22 protein-coding genes are annotated in these 17,530 nt (G+C 68.8%); 9 read left to right on the top strand and 13 right to left on the bottom strand.

Translation table 11 applies throughout. The features are described from left to right. Positions 1 to 27: 27 nt before the first annotated feature. Positions 28 to 2,568, bottom strand: a complete 2,541-nt coding sequence (locus BS69_RS0109925; protein WP_051676679.1) for a TonB-dependent receptor plug domain-containing protein — start codon at positions 2,566 to 2,568, stop codon at positions 28 to 30. 106 nt (positions 2,569 to 2,674) lie between these two features. On the opposite strand from BS69_RS0109925, the gene BS69_RS0109920 reads away from it, so the two are divergent. After that, positions 2,675 to 4,303, top strand: coding sequence for an amidase (locus BS69_RS0109920; RefSeq protein WP_245605137.1), 1,629 nt, complete (start codon positions 2,675 to 2,677; stop codon positions 4,301 to 4,303). On the opposite strand, the gene BS69_RS0109915 is transcribed toward BS69_RS0109920, so the two are convergent. Continuing rightward, the gene (locus BS69_RS0109915) at positions 4,293 to 4,607 is read right to left on the bottom strand and encodes a DMT family transporter (RefSeq protein ID WP_029941795.1); all 315 of its coding nucleotides are present in this window, start codon (positions 4,605 to 4,607) and stop codon (positions 4,293 to 4,295) included. The genes BS69_RS0109920 and BS69_RS0109915 overlap by 11 nt on opposite strands. Positions 4,608 to 4,675: 68 nt before the next feature. Here BS69_RS0109915 and BS69_RS0109910 point away from each other — a divergent pair, with 68 nt between their 5' ends. Beyond that, a complete protein-coding gene (locus BS69_RS0109910) occupies positions 4,676 to 5,296 on the top strand; it encodes a DUF1345 domain-containing protein (protein ID WP_029941794.1) in 621 nt (206 codons plus the stop codon). Here the strand turns inward: BS69_RS0109910 and BS69_RS0109905 are convergent. The 4 genes from BS69_RS0109905 to ispG are packed head-to-tail and all read right to left on the bottom strand — an operon-like array spanning position 5,293 to position 8,357. Beyond that, positions 5,293 to 6,204, bottom strand: coding sequence for a DMT family transporter (locus tag BS69_RS0109905; RefSeq protein WP_037504467.1), 912 nt, complete (start codon positions 6,202 to 6,204; stop codon positions 5,293 to 5,295). The two genes, BS69_RS0109910 and BS69_RS0109905, sit on opposite strands and share 4 nt — an antisense overlap. 41 nt (positions 6,205 to 6,245) lie before the next feature. Beyond that, a complete protein-coding gene (locus BS69_RS0109900; protein WP_029941792.1) occupies positions 6,246 to 6,599 on the bottom strand; it encodes a hypothetical protein in 354 nt (117 codons plus the stop codon). Between the two features lie 10 nt (positions 6,600 to 6,609). Beyond that, positions 6,610 to 7,176, bottom strand: a complete 567-nt coding sequence (locus tag BS69_RS13750; protein WP_051676677.1) for a retropepsin-like aspartic protease family protein — start codon at positions 7,174 to 7,176, stop codon at positions 6,610 to 6,612. Between the two features lie 38 nt (positions 7,177 to 7,214). After that, entirely contained in the window at positions 7,215 to 8,357 is a 1,143-nt protein-coding gene (gene ispG, locus BS69_RS0109890) for a flavodoxin-dependent (E)-4-hydroxy-3-methylbut-2-enyl-diphosphate synthase (protein WP_029941790.1), read from the bottom strand. Between the two features lie 78 nt (positions 8,358 to 8,435). On the opposite strand from ispG, the gene BS69_RS0109885 reads away from it, so the two are divergent. Beyond that, on the top strand, positions 8,436 to 9,329 hold the full coding sequence (locus tag BS69_RS0109885) for a S1/P1 nuclease (protein WP_245605136.1): 894 nt from the start codon (positions 8,436 to 8,438) through the stop codon (positions 9,327 to 9,329). On the opposite strand, the gene BS69_RS0109880 is transcribed toward BS69_RS0109885, so the two are convergent. From BS69_RS0109880 to BS69_RS0109865, 4 genes are read right to left on the bottom strand one after another with little or no spacing between them, the layout of a single operon-like run. Continuing rightward, positions 9,326 to 10,255, bottom strand: coding sequence for an alpha/beta hydrolase (locus BS69_RS0109880; protein WP_029941788.1), 930 nt, complete (start codon positions 10,253 to 10,255; stop codon positions 9,326 to 9,328). The genes BS69_RS0109885 and BS69_RS0109880 overlap by 4 nt on opposite strands. A gap of 3 nt (positions 10,256 to 10,258) precedes the next feature. Next, on the bottom strand, positions 10,259 to 10,504 hold the full coding sequence (locus BS69_RS0109875) for a hypothetical protein (protein WP_029941787.1): 246 nt from the start codon (positions 10,502 to 10,504) through the stop codon (positions 10,259 to 10,261). After that, positions 10,497 to 10,700, bottom strand: a complete 204-nt coding sequence (locus tag BS69_RS0109870; protein WP_029941786.1) for a type II toxin-antitoxin system antitoxin — start codon at positions 10,698 to 10,700, stop codon at positions 10,497 to 10,499. The genes BS69_RS0109875 and BS69_RS0109870 overlap by 8 nt, the downstream gene beginning before the upstream one ends. A gap of 4 nt (positions 10,701 to 10,704) precedes the next feature. Continuing rightward, entirely contained in the window at positions 10,705 to 11,616 is a 912-nt protein-coding gene (locus tag BS69_RS0109865) for an SPFH domain-containing protein (protein WP_029941785.1), read from the bottom strand. Between the two features lie 80 nt (positions 11,617 to 11,696). Here BS69_RS0109865 and BS69_RS0109860 point away from each other — a divergent pair, with 80 nt between their 5' ends. Then, positions 11,697 to 12,602, top strand: coding sequence for an isoaspartyl peptidase/L-asparaginase family protein (locus BS69_RS0109860; RefSeq protein ID WP_029941784.1), 906 nt, complete (start codon positions 11,697 to 11,699; stop codon positions 12,600 to 12,602). Then, positions 12,592 to 13,113: a GNAT family N-acetyltransferase gene (locus BS69_RS0109855; RefSeq protein WP_037504466.1), complete on the top strand. Its 522-nt coding sequence runs from the start codon at positions 12,592 to 12,594 to the stop codon at positions 13,111 to 13,113. The genes BS69_RS0109860 and BS69_RS0109855 overlap by 11 nt, the downstream gene beginning before the upstream one ends. Here the strand turns inward: BS69_RS0109855 and BS69_RS0109850 are convergent. Both BS69_RS0109850 and BS69_RS0109845 read right to left on the bottom strand, forming a co-directional pair. Next, positions 13,110 to 14,699 (bottom strand): cisplatin damage response ATP-dependent DNA ligase, encoded by a 1,590-nt coding sequence (locus BS69_RS0109850; RefSeq protein ID WP_029941782.1) that lies wholly within the window; start codon positions 14,697 to 14,699, stop codon positions 13,110 to 13,112. The genes BS69_RS0109855 and BS69_RS0109850 overlap by 4 nt on opposite strands. 55 nt (positions 14,700 to 14,754) lie before the next feature. After that, the gene (locus BS69_RS0109845; RefSeq protein WP_029941781.1) at positions 14,755 to 15,060 is read right to left on the bottom strand and encodes a hypothetical protein; all 306 of its coding nucleotides are present in this window, start codon (positions 15,058 to 15,060) and stop codon (positions 14,755 to 14,757) included. A gap of 183 nt (positions 15,061 to 15,243) precedes the next feature. Between BS69_RS0109845 and rpmG the strand changes: the two genes are divergently transcribed. Further along, complete coding sequence (gene rpmG / locus BS69_RS0109840; protein ID WP_029941780.1) at positions 15,244 to 15,411, top strand: 50S ribosomal protein L33; 168 nt, start codon at positions 15,244 to 15,246, stop codon at positions 15,409 to 15,411. 51 nt (positions 15,412 to 15,462) lie between these two features. Here the strand turns inward: rpmG and BS69_RS0109835 are convergent, their stop codons facing one another. After that, a complete protein-coding gene (locus BS69_RS0109835) occupies positions 15,463 to 15,843 on the bottom strand; it encodes a response regulator (RefSeq protein WP_029941779.1) in 381 nt (126 codons plus the stop codon). A 34-nt stretch (positions 15,844 to 15,877) separates the two neighbouring features. Between BS69_RS0109835 and BS69_RS0109830 the strand changes: the two genes are divergently transcribed. The 3 genes from BS69_RS0109830 to BS69_RS0109820 are packed head-to-tail and all read left to right on the top strand — an operon-like array spanning position 15,878 to position 17,527. Next, positions 15,878 to 16,150, top strand: a complete 273-nt coding sequence (locus BS69_RS0109830) for a DUF3572 domain-containing protein (RefSeq protein ID WP_029941778.1) — start codon at positions 15,878 to 15,880, stop codon at positions 16,148 to 16,150. Next, complete coding sequence (locus tag BS69_RS0109825) at positions 16,147 to 16,776, top strand: HAD family hydrolase (protein WP_029941777.1); 630 nt, start codon at positions 16,147 to 16,149, stop codon at positions 16,774 to 16,776. Before BS69_RS0109830 ends, BS69_RS0109825 begins: the two co-directional genes overlap by 4 nt. Positions 16,777 to 16,783: 7 nt before the next feature. Continuing rightward, positions 16,784 to 17,527 carry an SDR family NAD(P)-dependent oxidoreductase gene (locus BS69_RS0109820; protein WP_029941776.1) on the top strand — a complete coding sequence of 248 codons (744 nt, stop codon included), beginning with the start codon at positions 16,784 to 16,786 and terminating at the stop codon, positions 17,525 to 17,527. Positions 17,528 to 17,530 lie beyond the last annotated feature (3 nt).

Here is a 17,530-nt window from a genome sequence, read left to right as displayed (position 1 = left end):
GGGACGAACCGGGGCCCTTTTTTCTCGTCAGTTCGAGCGGCGGCCCTGCTGCCCTTCCTGGATCACGCGCCGGATGAAGCGCGTCGGGATGAATAGCTTGCGGAAGGTGATGCCGACCGTGCGCCCGATCGGCTCCAGTCGGTCGGGCTGGTAGGCGAACGGAATACCGGCCGACCCGCCGCTCACCTCGGGTCGGCTGTTGAAGATGTTGTTGATCTCGAACCGGACCGTGCTGCCGCGGAAGAAGGGCGCCTTGGTCACGAGGTCGAGCCGCTCGCCGAGATTGGCGAACAGCCGGAGGTCGACCGTCGCATAAGGCGAGAAGCGAAGGTCGTCGCCGGCGGTGGCGACGCGGGTCGCGCTGCGCCAGTCGGCGGAGAGTCGAAGGCCAAGGCCATTGTTGTAATAGCCACCCTCGACCTCGACCTGGTGGCGCGGACGCCCGCCATTGGCCCCGACCGCCTCGCCGCCAAGATAATCGAGCTTGGGCAGGCCCGGCCCGATCACCAGCTCGTCGGTGAGGGTGACGGTATGCGTCGCCGAGAGGTTGATCCGGCCGCCGCGTCCCCCGCCGCCGAAGCCACCGCCGCCACCGCCGAAGCGGAAGCCGCCGCCACCGCCGCCGGCACCGGGACCACCACCCTCACGAGCCCCGGGCGGGGGTCCGCCCTCAGGCGGTGGCGGGGGCGGCGCGGCCGTGTTACCGCCCTGCGCGGCCTGGCCGGTCGCAGGCGCCTGGCCGGTCGGGGTGCCCTGGCCGGGGAAGCCGGGAATGTTGCCGAAGCGGCGCCGGGCCTCGGTGCGGAGGCGGTCGATCGTCTCCTGCGACGGACGCGGGGTCCGCAGGGTCTTGGTGAAGTCGAAGCCCCAGCGGATGGTCTCGCGCTTCGAGCGGTCGGCATTGACCGGGCGAAGGTCGACGCTGATCAGCCGGTCGGTGACGAGATCGCGCGTGAAGCGGTCGGGGAAGGCCTGCTCCAGCGCGGGACTCGCGGCCGGGAAATTGATCTGCGGCCGGTCGATCGTCTCGCGGACATATTCGGCGCGGAGCCGCAGGCTCGGCTCCTGCAGCGCGCTCCAGTTGCCGCCGACCTTGAACACGTTGCGGCGATCCGAATCGAGGTCGGGATTGCCCCCGGTCGTCGTCGTGACCGCGACCGTCTCACCATAATTGGCGTCGAAGAAGGGAACCCCGGTGGTGGTGAGGAAGGGGTCGCCGAGCTGGTTTAGGCTCGGCGCGCCCTCCTCGCGGGTCCAGCTGGTGAGCAGGTTGAGCCGCGTGGTCGGCGACCAGTTGAGGCCCGCGCCAAGGCTCGACAGGGTGCCGAAGTCGGTCAGGTAGCGCAGCCCGCCATTGAAATTGCCGGTCAGCCGGCCGATCGCCGAGGCGCGCTCGGTGATCGGCAGGTCGAGGCTGGCGCTGCCCTCGACGATCTCGCGATTGAGGTCGGCCGGGGTTTCGATCCCGAGGCGGCGGCTGCGGCTCGCGATGCCCAGCGCGCTGGCGCCGGCCTTGAGCGTGATGTTGGCCGTGCCCGCCGGAAGCTGGGCGAGCGGACCGGTGGCCACTCCGTCGAGGCTGAGTGACTTGCGGGTCGAGCGGCTGCGATCGCCGGTGACGTCGGTTTCCGATTCGCTGTGGACGATCTCGCCGTTGGCGGTGGCCGACAGCCGCCAGCGGTCCTTTTGCCCATTGAGCGAGGCGCCGAGCGCGAGCGAATCGGTGTTGGTCTTGCGGCGCAGCGGATCGCTGGTGAGGAGGTCGAGCCCGAGCGCGCTGCGCCCATCGACATGCTGCGCTTCGGCGGTGACCGTCCCGTTGAAATCCTTGAACACCGGCCGGCTGAGCGTCCCCGACGCGCGAACGGTCTGGCCCGCGCCGACCAGGGTGCGGAAGGGCCGGCTGTCGACCGGCTCGCCCACGCGGGCGGTGATGTCGCGCTCGCTCTCGTAGAGCGGATTATTGCCCTCGAGGCGGAGGTTGCCCGAGGTGCGCGTGTCCTGGCGGATGACGAGCTTGCCGAGGTCGGCGCGGCCCGCGGCATAGCCCCCGTCGGTCGCGATCCGGCCGCCGACCTCGACGTTGGTCGAATCGAAGCGGCGGCGAAGGACGATATTCACCACGCGCTGGTCGGCCGAGTAGCCGTATTTGAGCGCCACTTCCTCGGGCAGGATCTCCATCCGCTGGATCGCCTCGGGGGGAAGGTCGCGAAGCTCGCGGAAGCCCGAGATGCGCTGGCCGTTGAGGAGGACGACCGGCGGACCGCTGCTGCGCCCGCGCGCGCTGCCGGTCTGGGCCGCGACCGAATCGAGCAGTTCGGAGATGCTGGTCGCCCCGGTCGCGCGAATGTCGCGAGTGTCGAGGACGTTCTCGGGCGGGATGTTGCCGACCACCGAGCCGCGCGGACGCGCCCCGGTGACGGTGATTTCCTCGACATCCTCCGCTTCTGCGTCCTCGTCGGCGGCGGGCGCCGGCTGGGCGGTCGTGGTGCTGGAGGCCGGCGCCTGCTGCGCCTGGGCGGGCATGGCGAACAGCGCCGTCGAGGCGAGCAGAAGGATGCGGGTCATGAAATGGCAAAATCCGTTGCAGCGAGGTCGTTCCGTTCGGCTTGTGCCCATGCGCTGAACCTGAAATGTCTTGCCACCTCGTCTTTCGACCAACGGGAGTGCTCGCTTGACCAACGGCCCGCTTATGCTGACCCTCGCCGCGCTGTTGCTCGGCGGCTGTGCCACGACACTCCCCGAGGCCGCGCCCGTCGGCGACGGTCCGGCTGCGACCTATGCCCCACCGACGGTCCCGCCGCCCCCGCCCCCGCCGCCGCCCAGCAACCCGCCGTCGCTGGCGGCCCTGTCGCCGGTCGAGGCCGTGCGCGCCGCGCGCGAGTGGATCGATTATCGCGACCCGGCGCTCCATGCGGTGATCGCGCTCGACCCCAGCGCCGAAGCGCAGGCCGAGCGGTCGGTGCAGGCACCGGAATCCCCGGTCCGCGGCAAGCTCATCCTCATCAAGGACAATGTCGAGGTGGCTGGCCTGCCGACCACGGCCGGAAGCCTCGCGCTTGCCGCCAACGACACCGGACGCGATGCGCCGCTGGTCGCGCGCCTGCGCCGCGCCGGCATGGTGATCTTCGGCAAGACCAGCCTCAGCGAATGGGCGAACATCCGCTCGACCAACTCGATCTCGGGCTGGAGCGCGGTCGGCGGCCAGACCCGCAATCCATACGCCCTCGACCGCAACACCTGCGGCAGTTCGAGCGGCAGCGGCGCCGCGGTCGCCGCGGGCTATGTCGATTATGCGATTGGGAGCGAGACCGACGGCTCGATCACCTGCCCGTCGAGCTTCAACGGCGTGGTCGGACTGAAGCCCACGCTCGGCTTCGTCTCGCGCACCCATGTCGTTCCGATCAGCCATTCGCAGGACACGGCCGGGCCGATGACCCGCACGGTCCGGCAAGCGGCCGAGCTGATGAACGTCATCGCGGGCAGCGATCCGGCCGACCCGGCGACCAGGGACGCGGACCTTCACCGGCAGGACTTCACCGCGGGTCTCACGCCCGATGCCCTGAGGGGCCAGCGGGTGGCGGTGCTGCGCTTTGCCACGGCCCCGGGAACCCGGGATCTGTTCGACGCGGCCGTCGCCAAGCTCAGGGCGGCGGGCGCGGAGGTCGTCGAGGTCAAGGACTTCAAGCCCACGGGCAATTTCGGCGACGACGAGTTCAAGGTGCTGGTCACCGAACTCAAGACCGACCTCAACGCCTATCTCGCGAGCAGCCCGGCGGCGCTCCCGGGCCGGACGCTGGCCGACATGATCGCCTTCAACAAAGCGCAGGCGGCATCCGAGATGCCGCTGTTCGGCCAGGAAATCTTCGACATGGCCGAGAAGACCACGGGCCTGTCCGATCCCGCCTATGTGAAGGCGCGTGCCAACAGCCTGCGGATCGCGTCCACCGATCTCGACCGGCTGCTCAAGGACAACAAGGCGGTGGCGCTGGTCTTCCCGACCTACCAGGCGGCGTGGAAGATCGACGTCGTCAACGGCGACGTCTCGAGCGGCGGCGGCAATGTCGGGTCGATGGCGGCGGTCGCGGGCTATCCGCACCTGACGGTGCCGATGGGCCTGCTGCGCGGGCTTCCGGTGGGCCTGAGCTTCGTCGGGCCGCGCTGGTCCGACGGCAAGCTGCTCGCGCTCGGCAATGCCTATGAACTGGCGCGCGGGCCATTGCCGCGTCCACGCTTCCTGCCGAGCATCGAGGAGGCGCCCGAAATTGCCCCGTCGCTGCTTCGGCAGTCGGTCAGGCCGTAAGCTTCAGTCCGGCGATCGCGGCGACGATTCCAAGGATCAGCAGCAGGCGAATCGTGGTGCTCGGCTCGTCGAAGAAGACCATGCCGACCACCACCGTCCCGATCGCACCGATCCCGCCCCACACGGCGTAAGCGGTGCCCATCGGGATGTCGCGCGAGGCGCGCTCGAGGAGGCCCATCGACAGCGTCACGCTGACCAGGAAGGCGAGCGTCCAAGGCAGGTTGCGGAAGCCGTCGACGAAGCGGAGCGAGGTGGTGAAGCCGACCTCGAACAGGCCGCCGAGGATGAGAAGTGCCCAGGCCATGGCCCGTCCTAGCCCGGCCGTGCGGCGATTTCACTAGACAGGGCGATTCGCGCGGGGGAGGCTCGGCCATGGATCTGACCCGCCTGTTCCCGCCGCGCTTCCTGTTGTTCTTCGCGATCATGTTGGTCGGCGGGGCGATCATGGTGCCGCTGTGGGGCTGGGAGCGCGGCGGCCTCGGCGCCTTCGACCTGGCCGCGGCGACCTTCATTCTCAGCCTCTGGCCGATCTTCAACGACAGCCCCGACAAGCTTCTCGCCGACGCCAAGCGCAACGACGCCAATCGAGGCATGCTGCTCGCCGTCAGCACGGTGCTGGGGCTGGTGGTCGGGGCGGCGACGGTCTCGCTTCTGTCGGAGAAGCAGTCGCTCGGGCTGGCCGACAAGGGACTGGTGACGGGGTCGCTGGTACTGCTGTGGTTTTTCGCCAATGCGGTCTTCGCGCTGCATTACGTCTTCCTGTTCGCCACCCAGCGCGAGGGCGGCGGCGGGCTCGACTTTCCGGGCAAGGAGCCACCGACTTTCAGCGACTTCGTCCATTTCGCCACCACCATCGGGGTCGCGATGCAGACCGCCGACATCCAGATCACCGCGCGGGCGATCCGGCGGATCGTCACCGTCCAGGCAATCACCGGCTTCTTCTTCAACCTGTTCGTGCTGGCACTGACCGTGAACGTGCTGGCCGGCAGCTAGGCGGCGCTTTCGACCACCGGCGAGACGTGCCGCGGACGCCAGCTGGCGAGCAGGCAACCGGTCACGATCAGCAGGGCGCCGGCCACCGTGCTCAGCGACAGGCGCTCGGCATAGAAGACGGCGCCGAGCAAGGCGGCCCAGACGAAGGCGCTATATTCGATCGGGACCAGTGCCTGCGCCTCGGCCCGGCGATAGGCCCAACTGAGGAGCGCGAGGCTGGCGATCGTAAGCCCCGCGGACAAGGCGAGCAGCGGCCATTGCGTCGGCGACGGGACAAGCCCGAGCGACGGCGAAACCAGGAGGGCGGCGGGCAGGCCGAGCAGCAGCCAGCTGCCCGAGATCAGCGACTGGAAGAAAGTCACCTCGGCCGGTCCCGCGACCTGGCTCTGCTGGCGCATGAGGATGATGTTCCAGGCATATAGCCCGGCCGAAAAGAGGATCGCGAGGACCCCGTCGAGATGGCGCTCGCCCGGCGCCCCGAGGCGTGCGGCGACGAGCAGGATCATGCCGGCAAGACCGAGCAGCGAGGCGCCGATGCTCCGCCGGCTGATCGTCTCGCCGAGCATGACCGCCGCCAGGTAGAGCGCGATCAGCGGGGCGACGAAGCTCAGGGCGATCGCTTCGGCCATCGGCAGGCGGGCGAGGCCGTAAAACCAGGTTACCGCCATGACCGCGCTGACCGCCCCGCGCATGAGGTGGAAGCGGAGCGCTGAGCGGCCCGGCCAGCCCTGCCGCGTGGCGAGATAGAAAGGCGCGGAGAAGCCGACCGCGAACGCCTGCCGCCAGAGCATCGCGACATAAGCGCCGAGTGCCGCCGACAGTCCCTTCATCGCCGCGTCCATGCCGGCGAACAAGGCGATCCCCATGGCCGCCGCCGCGAAGGGAAGGAGATGGAGCCGACCGTGCATCCGACCCGCCTAGCCGCTGGCCCGGCGGTTGCAAGGCGGGGTCAGGACCGCGCGGCGGGGATCCAGATGGTGCAGGACAGGCCCGGCCGAAGCGGCGCGCCATCCTTCATGGCGATCCTCTTGAAGCAGCCGCCGAGCGGGAATTCCCTGCTGAGCCACGTGTCCTCGCCCTTGGGTCGCTGCTCCCAGGTCACGATCCGGCGACTCTCGAGGAAGCTCCACAACCCCTCCGCGGCCGGTCCGGAGCAGATGTATTTGTGCTCGCCCTTGGGCGACGTCACCGCACCGTTGGCGACCGCGTCGGCGAGGCATTGTTCGATGAGGCCCGGCATCTGCTCGGGAAAAGGCAAGGGCGCTGGATCGGCGGCGAGCGCCGCGGCAAGCAGGACGACCATTGGCGACTTTCTAGCGGAGGGTCATGACGTCACCGCGCACGGTGACTTCGGAAAACTGGCTGAGGAAGGACTGGCCGAGCAGGTTGGTGCTGGCCCCGTCGATGACCACCGCGCGCATGCCCTCGGCGGTCCGGCTACCGAGGCGGACCCGGTCGAGCCGGACCTGCTGCCCGGTCAGTGCGCCGCCCGCCCCCTCGCCCACGTAGCTGCGCTCGCTTGCGTCGAGGTCGACCCCGGCGCGGCGGGCATCCTCGGCGGTCATGGCGATGCCCGTCGCACCGGTGTCGATCATGAATTCGACGTTGGTGCCGTTGACGTCGACGTCGGCATAAAAGTGGCCATTGCCGTTGCGGGTCAGGCGGACTTCGCCGCCGCCTTCGCCGCTGTCGCGGTGGGCGCTTCGGCCCCAGCCCTGCGAATCGCCGCTCGAGGGAGCGGCCGAGGCGCTGTCGTCGTCACCGAACCATGGCCTTGCCGCGGACTGCGTATTGCCCTCGCTGGGAGAACGCGAACGACCGGGCATCATCGCGCCGATGAAGGTCGCCACCACCACGATGAGGATGAGCCCGCGGAACATGACGGCCGATTCTAGGCCGCCAGGGTAAAGAAGAGGTTCTATTCCGCGGCAGCGAGCGCGGAATCGGATTCGGCGGCCGCCGCGGCGGCCTCGATCTCGGCGGCCTTGGCCTCGACCAGGCGGACGATGTGATCGACCATCCCTTCGTCGGCAACATGATGGTCGGTGACGCCCGACAGATAGACCATGTGCTTGCCGTTGCCGCCGCCGGTGACGCCGATGTCGGTCTCGCGCGCTTCGCCGGGGCCGTTCACCACGCACCCCAGGACCGACAGGCTCATCGGCGTGCGGATGTGCTGGAGGCGCTCCTCGAGCTTCTCGACGGTGCGGATGACGTCGAAGCCTTGGCGCGCGCAGGACGGGCAGGAGACGACCCGGACGCCGCGGCTGCGGACGCCGAGCGTCTTCAACAATTCGTAGCCGACGCGGACCTCTTCCTCGGGCTCGGCCGAGAGCGAGACGCGCAGCGTGTCGCCGATCCCGCTCCACAGCAGCATGCCGAGGCCGACGCTGCTCTTGACCGTGCCGCCGATGAGACCGCCGGCTTCGGTAATCCCGAGATGCAGCGGGCAGTCGACCTGGGCGGCGAGCTCGGTATAGGCCGCGACCGCGAGGAACACGTCGCTCGCCTTCACCGCGACCTTGTATTCGCGGAAGTCATGGTCCTCGAGGATTCGGATATGGTCGAGCGCGCTTTCGACCAGCGCCTCGGGGCAGGGCTCGCCATATTTTTCGAGCAGGTCCTTTTCGAGGCTCCCGGCATTGACCCCGATGCGGATCGCGCAGCCATTGGCCTTGGCCGCGCGGACCACTTCGGCGACCCGCTCGCTGCTGCCGATGTTGCCCGGATTGATGCGCAGGCAGGCCGCGCCGGCGTCGGCCGCTTCGAGCGCGCGCTTGTAGTGGAAATGGATGTCGGCGACGATCGGCACGGTCGCGGCGCGGACGATCTCCTTCAGCGCCGCGGTGCTTTCGACGTCGGGGCAGGAGACGCGGATGATGTCGGCGCCGGCCTCCTCGCAGCGACGAATCTGGTCGATCGTCGCCTTCGCGTCCGAGGTCAAAGTATTGGTCATCGTCTGGACGGTGATCGGCGCGTCGCCGCCCACGGGGACCTTGCCGACCATGATCTGGCGGGACTTCCGGCGCTCGATGTGGCGCCACGGACGGAGTGCGGACATGCCCTTCATATAGAGGGGGTGCATGACAGCGCCAAGGCGGGACTTGTCAGGGGTCGGGCCGGCGCTAGAGCCGGAGCCGTGCCGAATCTCCGCCTGATGGCAGCGCTGCTTGCGCTGACCGCCGCTTCGCCCGCGCCCGCTTACTGGGAATATACCCATCGCCTCGTCGCGAGCATCGCGCTTGCCGAGGTCCAGCCCGCGACCCGGGCGAGGATCCAGGCGCTGCTGCGCGAGGGCCGCCGGCTCGAGACGCCCGAATGCCCGACCGCGACGCTCGAGGATGCGAGCGTCTGGGCCGACTGCATCAAGCCGATGGGCGACCGCTTCAGCTACCAGTCGAGCTGGCACTATCAGAACGTCAACATCTGCAAGCCGTTCGACCTCAAGAGCGCCTGCAAGGACGGCAATTGCGTCTCGGCGCAGATCGAGCGCAACGCCCGCCTGCTGGCCGATCCCAAGCTGCCGGTGCGCGAGCGGGTGATGGCGCTCGCTTATCTGACCCATTTCGTCGGCGATCTCGCCCAGCCGATGCACGGCGGCGACCGCGGCGACCAGGGCGGCAACCAGGTGCCCGTCACCTATGGTGTGGTCGCCGGCCGAACCAACTTGCACGGCATCTGGGACGGCTGGATTCCCGAGCGCGCGGTGACGACCCCGCCGGCCGGCGTGAAGGGCCTGCTTGGCGGGCTGAGCCGCGCGGAGAAGGCCGAGCTCGCCAGCGGCACGGTCGAGGACTGGAGCCGCGATGCGTGGCGCAACAGCCGCGAGCTCGCTTATGCGAGCGTGCTCGGCGACCCCTGCCGGCCGCTCGGCAAGGATGAGCGCCCGGTGCTCACCGCCGACAAGCTCGACGCATTGATCCCCAAGGTCCGGCGGCAGGTGACTGCGGGCGGGCTCAGGCTGGCCCGGATGCTCGACGACGCGCTGCTGCGCGGCCTCGCCCCGGGCCAGAAGAAGCCGGCTTCCAACTAGCCTTTGACGAAGCCGGCAATCGCCTCGACCACCGCCGGCGCGACTGGGAGGCTCGGATCGGCATAGGCCGCAAGGTTGGCGGCGCGGTCGAGCGGGGCCGCCTTCAGCACGTGATTGACGCCGGGGACGAGCACCAGCTTCGCCTTGGGCTGCGCCGCAGCGAGGGCCCGCGCGTCCTCGACACTGGTCTGGAGATCGGTCTCGCCCTGGACGACCAGCAGCGGGACCGACAGCGAAGCGGCGAGCCGAGCCGGATCCTTGGGCAGCAGGTCCTTAAGATAGCCTTGAACCGGCGGCGCGAAGACCATCGCCAGCGGGCCCGGAAGCTCGGCAGGCGCGACGTCCTTGCCCGCTTCGAGCGCGTCGATCGCCTTCAGCGCCGGATCGAGGATGGGAGCATTGGCGGGGTTGGCGCGGAGCTGGGCGCGCATGACGTCGCCGAGCTTTCGGCCGGCGCCCGAGACGCTGACGACCCCGCAGACGCCCTCAGCCCCCTGCGCCGCGGCGAGCGCGACCAGGCTTCCTTCGCTGTGGCCGAGTAGCCAGACGCATTTCGCACCGGTCCTGGCACGGACGGCCTTCACCCAGTTGCGGGCGTCGGTCGCATAATCGGCGATGGTGACCTTGTTGGGGTCGGCGATCGCCGCCTTGCTGCCGAACATGCCGCGCTTGTCGATCCGGACGGAGGAAATGCCCTTGGCGGCCAGGCCCTCGGCGAGCAGCCGGTAGCTCGCTGCCGTGACGCCGAGCGGATTGTTGCCGTCGCGGTCGGTCGGGCCCGAGCCGGGGATGACCAGCACCACCGGCGCGCCCTTGCCCGCATCGATCATGGTGCCGGCCAAGGGAGCGAGCGGCCCGGGCGCGGTGACCTCGGAGGAGACAGGCGCGGCGACCAGCGCCGCGGACAACAGAAGCACGCTCACCATGAATCAATCCTCCTCGCCCCAGCGCCAGCGCCAGCCGCCGCGGGTGGTTCTAAATGTGATCAGCACGAGAATGGCGGTCAACGGAAGCATGATCGCGATGGTGACCCGGTCATGTCCGCCGAAGATGGCAACGCAAAGCGCAGCGGCGGCCGCGTAGAAGGCCACGACGACCCAGCCCTGCCAGGCGATGGGCAGCCCCGCCCCCATGCCGTAGCGCTTCGGAGCGAACCATTCGGGACGATCAGACATCACCGCTCTCCTTGGGTGGCCGGCCCCGGCGCACGGGGCGAGGGTCGGCGATCTTCACGCCGCGGGCCTTCAGCGCCTCGCGCAGCAGGCACTCGACTTCGGCATTGGCGGAGCGGAGGTTGGCCGTGGCGCAACGCTCGATCGCGGACCAGAGGTCCGGATCGATCCGCAGCGGGAAGGCTTTCCGCTCCGCCATCGGCCTAATTGTAGAGCGTGCCGGTGTTGACGACGGGCTGGGTGTCGCGCTCGCCGCACAGCACCACCATCAGGTTCGAGACCATCGCCGCGCGGCGCTCGTCGTCGAGCTCGACCACGTTCTTCGCCGAAAGCTGCTCGAGCGCCATCTCGACCATCCCGACCGCACCCTCGACGAGCGTCTTGCGCGCCGCGACCACGGCCTGCGCCTGTTGGCGGCGGAGCATCGCGCCGGCGATCTCCTGGGCATAGGCGAGGTGGGTGAAGCCGCACTCGTCGACGCTGATCCCGGCGACCGCCAGTCGGGCGTTGAGTTCGGCGCGAAGTTCCGCCCCGACCTGGTCGTGGTTGCCGCGCAGCGTCACCTCGAGATGCTCGAAATCGTCATAGGGGTAGCGCGAGCCGATGGCGCGGATCCCGGCCTCGACCTGGACCGCGACGAACGCCTTGTAGTCGTCGACGTCGAACAGCGCCTGGGCGGTGTCGACCACGCGCCAGACCACCTGCGCCGCCATCTCGATCGGGTTGCCGCGCAGGTCGTTGACCTTGATCTTCTCGGAGATGAAGTTGTTGGCGCGGACCGAGATCTTGCGCCGCATCTCCCACGGCCAGACCCAGCGCAGGCCGGTTACCCGGTCGGTCCCGCGATAGGCGCCAAACAGGGTCAGCGCCGCCGCCTGGTTGGGCTGCAGCATGTAGAAGCCCGCCAGGATGAAGACGAGCAGGATGGGCGGTACGATCACGCTCAGAATTTCGACGAAGGCGAGCGAATCGCGCTCCGACCCGGCCAGTCGCGCAATCGCGAAGACCTGGAAGGCGATGACCGCCAGCAGCAGCACCAGCATGAGATAGCCGCTGAAGGTCTGGGCCGGGCGCTCCCGGCTGCTATTGAGATGAACGATCCCCTGTTCGGACATGACTGCCTCCTAATCTGATATCAGATTTATATTGTCTTGATGCGTTGCGCAAGGGGGGGCTGTTGCGGCAAGGGCGCGGCATGACGAACTGGTCTCTGGTGATCCACGGCGGCTGCGGCGCGCTACAGCTCAGCCCCGAGGAGGAAGCCGCCGGCCGCGCGGGTCTCGCCGCCGCGCTCGAGGCCGGGGAGCGGCTGCTTGCGGACGGCGGATCGGCGCTGGATGCGGTCGAGGCGGCGGTCCGGGTGCTGGAAGACGATCCCGCCTTCAACGCGGGCCGGGGCAGCGTGCTCAATGCAGAGGGCGGGATCGATCTCGACGCCGCGATCATGAGTGGTCGCGAGCGTCATGCCGGGGCGGTCGCGGGACTGCGCAGCGTCCGCCATCCGATCACCGCCGCGCGCAAGGTGATGGAGGAAAGCCCGCACGTCTTCCTCAGCCAGGAGGGCGCGGAGGAATTCGCGGCGCTGCACGGCCTCGAGACTGTCGATCCGAGCTGGTTCGAGATTCCTGCCCGGCGTCAGGCGCTCGAAAAGGTTCTCGCCAGTGGCGCGGGCTTCGACCTCGACGTCAAATATGGAACGGTAGGGGCGGTCGCGGTGGGTCGCGACGGAAGCGTCGCCGCCGCGACCTCGACTGGCGGGCTGACCGCCAAGCGCTATGGCCGAATCGGCGATTCGCCGCTGATCGGCTGCGGCACCTATGCCGACGACCGCAGCTGCGCGGTCAGCTGCACCGGCGCGGGCGAGCTCTTTATCCGCGCCGCCGCGGCCGCCGAAGTGGGCGCGCGCATGCGGCTTGCCGGGGAAAGCCTGCAGCAGGCGGTCGATGCGGTGCTGGCCGATGTCGCGGCGCTCGGCGGCAAGGGCGGCATGATCGCCGTTGCTCCGACGGGCGAAGCGGCCTGGGGCTTCACCACCCGCGGCATGTATCGCGCGCGGGCCAGCGCCGATGGCAGCAGGGAGATTGCCGTCCATGACGCTTGAGGAAGCCCGGACCGAGGACCTCCCGACGCTCCATGCCCTGGTTGAGCGCGCCTATCGCGGCGACACCGCCCGGCAGGGCTGGAGTCACGAAGCGGACCTCCTCAGCGGGCCGCGGACCAGCGTCGCCGAACTGCAGGCGATCCTCGACGATCCCGCCCGGCACCTGCTGGTCTGCCGCGACGAGGATGGCGCCGTCCGTTGCTGCGTGCTGCTGTGGGAGAAGGACGACGGGCTGGTCTATCTCGGCATGCTGACCATCGACCCCGCGCTCCAGGGCACCGGGCGGGGCAAGCGCCTGCTGGCGGCGGCCGAGCAATGGGCGCGTGAGCATCTGGGTGCAAACCGGATGGAGATGCAGGTGTTCGATCGCCGGCGCGAGCTGCTCGCCTTCTACGACCGCCGTGGCTACCGGCCGACCGGCGAGCGGCGGCCCTTTCCTTACGCCGAGGCGCCCGACGCCGGCGCGCTCTACGACGACCTCGAGTTCGTCGTGCTCGAGAAGCCGCTCTAGGTCACCATTCCGAGCAGGGTTTCGATCCGGTCCGCCTCGTGCGCGGGCTTGTCCTTGCGAATCCGGGCGATCCGCGGAAAGCGCATGGCCAGCCCCGAGCGGTGACGCTTGCTGAGGTGGATCGAATCGAAGGCCACCTCGAAGACGAGGCTCTTCTCGACCTCGCGGACCGGGCCGAAGCGGTTGACCGTATGGCGCCGCACGAAGCGATCGAGCCATTTCAGCTCCTCGTCGGTGAACCCCATGTAAGCCTTGCCGACCGGCAGCAGCTCGCCGTCCTCGGCCCAGCAGCCGAAGGTGAAGTCCGAGTAGAAGGACGAGCGCTTGCCGCTCCCGCGCTGGGCATACATGACCACGCAGTCGGCGGTCAGCGGATCGCGCTTCCACTTGTACCACAGGCCGCCCCGGCGCCCCGAGACGTAGGGCGCGTCGCGCCGCTTGAGCATCATCCCCTCGATCGCGGCGTCGCGCGCACCGGCGCGGATCTCGGCCAAAGCGGCGAAATCCTCGGCCTCGATCAGCGCCGACAGGTCGAAGCGCTCGGGATCGAGACGTCCCATGAAGGCTTCGAGCCGCGCCCGTCGCTCCGACCAGGGCAGGCCGCGCAAGTCCTCGGCGCCATCGAACAGCAGGTCGTAGAGCCGGACGAAAGCGGGAAACTCGTCGCGGGTCTTCTGGCTGACAACCTTGCGCCCAAGCCGTTGCTGAAGCGCGTTGAAGCTCGCCGCCGACCCGCTATGCTCGTCGAGGCCCTGCCCCGCGCCGCGGACGAGCAATTCGCCGTCGAGCACGCCCGGAATGGCGAAGCTTTCGGCGACCTCTGGAAAGCTGCGGGTCACGTCGTCGCCGGTCCGGCTGTAGAGCCGGGTCTCGCCGCCGGCATGGACGATCTGGAGCCGGACCCCGTCCCATTTCCACTCCGCCGCATAAGCGTCGAGTTCGAGCTCGGCATCTTCGAGCGGGTGCGCGAGCATGAACGGGCGAAAGACCGGAACGTCGCGTGCGGTCGGCTGCTCGCCCCGGCCCTCGCCCCAGGCGAACAGTTCGAGATAGGGCGGCTTGAGGCCATGCCAGACCTCCTCGACCGCCTCGACATCGACCTCGAAGGCGTCGGCGAAGGCCTGCTTCGCATTGCGGGCGTTGATCCCGACCCTGAGTTCTCCGGTGGCGAGCTTGAGCAGCGCGAATCGACCCGAGGCGTCGAGATGATCGAGCATCGCGGCCAGCACCGCCGGGGCGTCGGACCGGCTCGCCCCGCGCAATCGCTCGACCGCCGCGCTGATGGTGATCGTGCCGTCGTCGAGCTCGCCGTCGGGAGCCGGCCAAAGGAGGGACACCGTCTCTGCCAGGTCGCCGACATAATTGTGGCTCATCCGCAAAAGCAGCGGGTCGACGCGTTCGGAGGCGAGCGCGCGAATCACCGCGCCCTTCACATGGGGGATGTCGAGCGTGCCGGTGAGCGCGGCGAGGGCATAGCCGCGATCGGGATCGGGCGTGCGCTGGAGATAGTCGCCGATGAGCTTGAGCTTCGCCAGCCGCGAGCGCGTGTAGACGAGGGCGTCGAGCAACTGCGAGAAGGCGCGCATGGCGCCCTAATGCACGAACGCCGAGGCGAGGTCCGTAACGACCTTGGGTCGGTGTCTAGTTGAGGCGGAGTGCGACCGCCGCGAGGATCGCCTGCCGCTCGGCCGGGGAAGCCGCGCCGATCGCGTCCGAAGCGTGATCGAGGCAGGCGCGCGTCGCGACCCGGCAGCCGGGGAGGAGCGCGAGCTGGGCCGACATTCGCGCCAGCCCTTCCATGGCGTGCAGGCCGGCGCGGTCGGCCTCGCCGCGAATCGCGTCCATCCGGGCATGGATGTCGAGCGGGCTCAGCGCCTCGGCCCGGCTGCGGATGTCATGCAGCCGGCGCTGCAGGTCGTGGCGGAGATCGTCGAGCGAATCGCGCATGGTTCACCTTTTCTCAGCCCACGCAGGGTGGCCTATGGCGGTAAACAGCGCGCTAATGCGTCATTCTGACCGGAGCTTGTCGGCTTCGTGACCTTGACAAGACGCTGCGCCACGGTAATTGGGGCCGCCGATACGGGCGGCATCTGGCCGCTCTTTTCTTTTCTAGCTTTTGGGACAGGCACGATGGCCAAGCCGGCAACCGTCAAGATCAAGCTCGTCAGCACGGCCGATACCGGCTTCTTCTACGTGACCAAGAAGAACCCGCGCAACACGACCGAGAAGATGAACTTCCGCAAGTACGATCCCGTCGTGCGCAAGCACGTCGAGTTCAAGGAAGCCAAGATTAAGTAGGCCGCTCGGCGATTGCTGACGGACGAGGGCGCTTCGGCGCCCTTTTTCGTGTCAGGCGGCCGTCGCTTCCTTGGGCAGCAGCGCGCTCACCTCGGCGACGAAGCGGGCGACCGAGATCGGCTTCGACACATAGGCCTGCGCCCCCGCGGCATAGATGCGTTCGGCGTCGCCATGCCCGGCGTAAGCGGTCACCGCCATGATCGGGACATGGATCAGCCGCTCCTCGCCGCGCATCGAGCGGATGAGATCGAGCCCGCTGACGTAAGGCAACTGGATATCGGTAATGACGAGATCGGGCTCGAACTCGAGCGCGGTCTCGAGCGCGATTCGGCTGTCGGTGACCGGCCGCGCCTCGTGGCCATGCGCCGACAGGAGGTCGCAGAACAGCTTGATGTTGAGGGCGTTGTCCTCGACAACCATGATCCTGGCCATGGATTAGCTGCTCCTCACGGGCCATTTATAGGCGATGACAACGAAACCCCACAACAAAAGCGACTCCGCTACGGTTGCACTTCGCGCGCTGGCTGTGTCGCTGGGGGACGAGGCGCGGGCCGATCGCCTGCTCGCGCTGACCGGTCTGACGGCCGACGACCTGCGGCAACGTGCCGCCGACCCGGCCGTGCTGGTGGCGGTGCTGCGCTTCCTCGAGGACCATGAACCCGACCTCCTCGCGGTGGCCGAGGACCTCGGCATGAAGCCGCAGGAACTGGTCGCCGCCCGGAGCGCTCTCGAAGCATGAACATCGTGGCCACGGGCGGACGCCCGCTTCTCGTCACCGATTGCGACGAGGTCCTCCTTCACATGGTGCGGCATTTCGCCGACTGGCTCGACGAGGAGCATGACGTGCTGTTCCGGCTCGACCAGGGCGACATGGCCGGCGCGCTCCGCGACAAGGCCAGCGGCGCGCAGGTGCCGACCGAGCGCGTATGGCAATATCTGTGGGGGTTCTTCGAAAGCGAGATGCACCGCCAGACCATCGTTCCCGGCGCGATCGAGGCGCTGGGAACGATCGGGGAAAAGGCCGACATCGTCGTCCTTACCAACCTCGGCGAAGAAGCGCGCGAAGGCCGGATCGCCCAGCTCGCGCAATTCGGCATCCATCACGAGGTCGTCTGCAATCGCGGCGGCAAGGGCGAGCCACTGAAGAGCATCGTCGCGCGCCTTCGCGCGCCGCGCCACCTGTTCGTGGACGACCTCGCGGTGCATCACAGCTCGGTCGCCAAGCATTCGCCCGACACGCACCGGCTGCACATGATCGCCGAGCCGAGCCTGGCGGCGGTGATGGCACCGGCCGCGGACGCGCATGCGCGGATCGACGACTGGGCCAGCGCAACCCCCTGGATCCTCGAACGACTGGAAGGCTGAGACCGCCATGAAGACCTGTCTCATCACCGGCGCCACCGCCGGGATCGGCGCCGCCACCGCACGGGCCTTCGCGGGCGCGGGCTGGCGGGTGATCGGGACCGGCCGCCGCGAAGAGCGGCTGCGCGCGCTTCAGGAGGAGCTTGGTGCGGCGTTCCTGCCGCTAACGGTGGACATGCAGGACATCGGCGCGCTCGAAGACCTCGCCCGGCTCGAGGGCGAGTGGAGCGCGGTCGACTGCCTCGTCAACAATGCCGGGCTCGCCCCGCCCATGGCCGACCTCCAGGACAGCGAGTGGGACAAGCTCAGGACCGTCCTCGACACCAACGTCACCGGATTGGTCGCTTTGACCCGGGCGCTGATGCCCAAGATCATCGCCGCCAAAGGCTCGATCATCAACCTGTCGTCGGTCGCCGCCACCTATCCCTACAAGGGCGGGGCGGTGTACGGCGCGACCAAGGCCTTCGTCCGCCAGTTCAGCCTGATGCTGCGCAACGACCTTGCCGGGACCGGCGTCCGGGTGACCTCGATCGAGCCCGGCATGATTGAGACCGAATTCACGCTGGTTCGCAACGGCGGCGACCAGGCGGCGTCCGACGCGCTCTACGCCGGGATCGAGCCGATGACCGCCGAGGATCTCGCCGAGACGATCCTGTGGGTCGCCTCGCGCCCGGCGCACCTCAACATCAACGCGCTCGAGCTGATGCCGACCCGGCAGAGCTGGGCGGGCTTCGCCACCACCCGCAAGGCTTGACCG

Origin of the sequence: Sphingomonas astaxanthinifaciens DSM 22298 (assembly GCF_000711715.1) — a bacterium.
GTDB lineage: Bacteria > Pseudomonadota > Alphaproteobacteria > Sphingomonadales > Sphingomonadaceae > Sphingomicrobium > Sphingomicrobium astaxanthinifaciens_A.
This window is presented reverse-complemented; position numbering and strand designations above follow the sequence as displayed.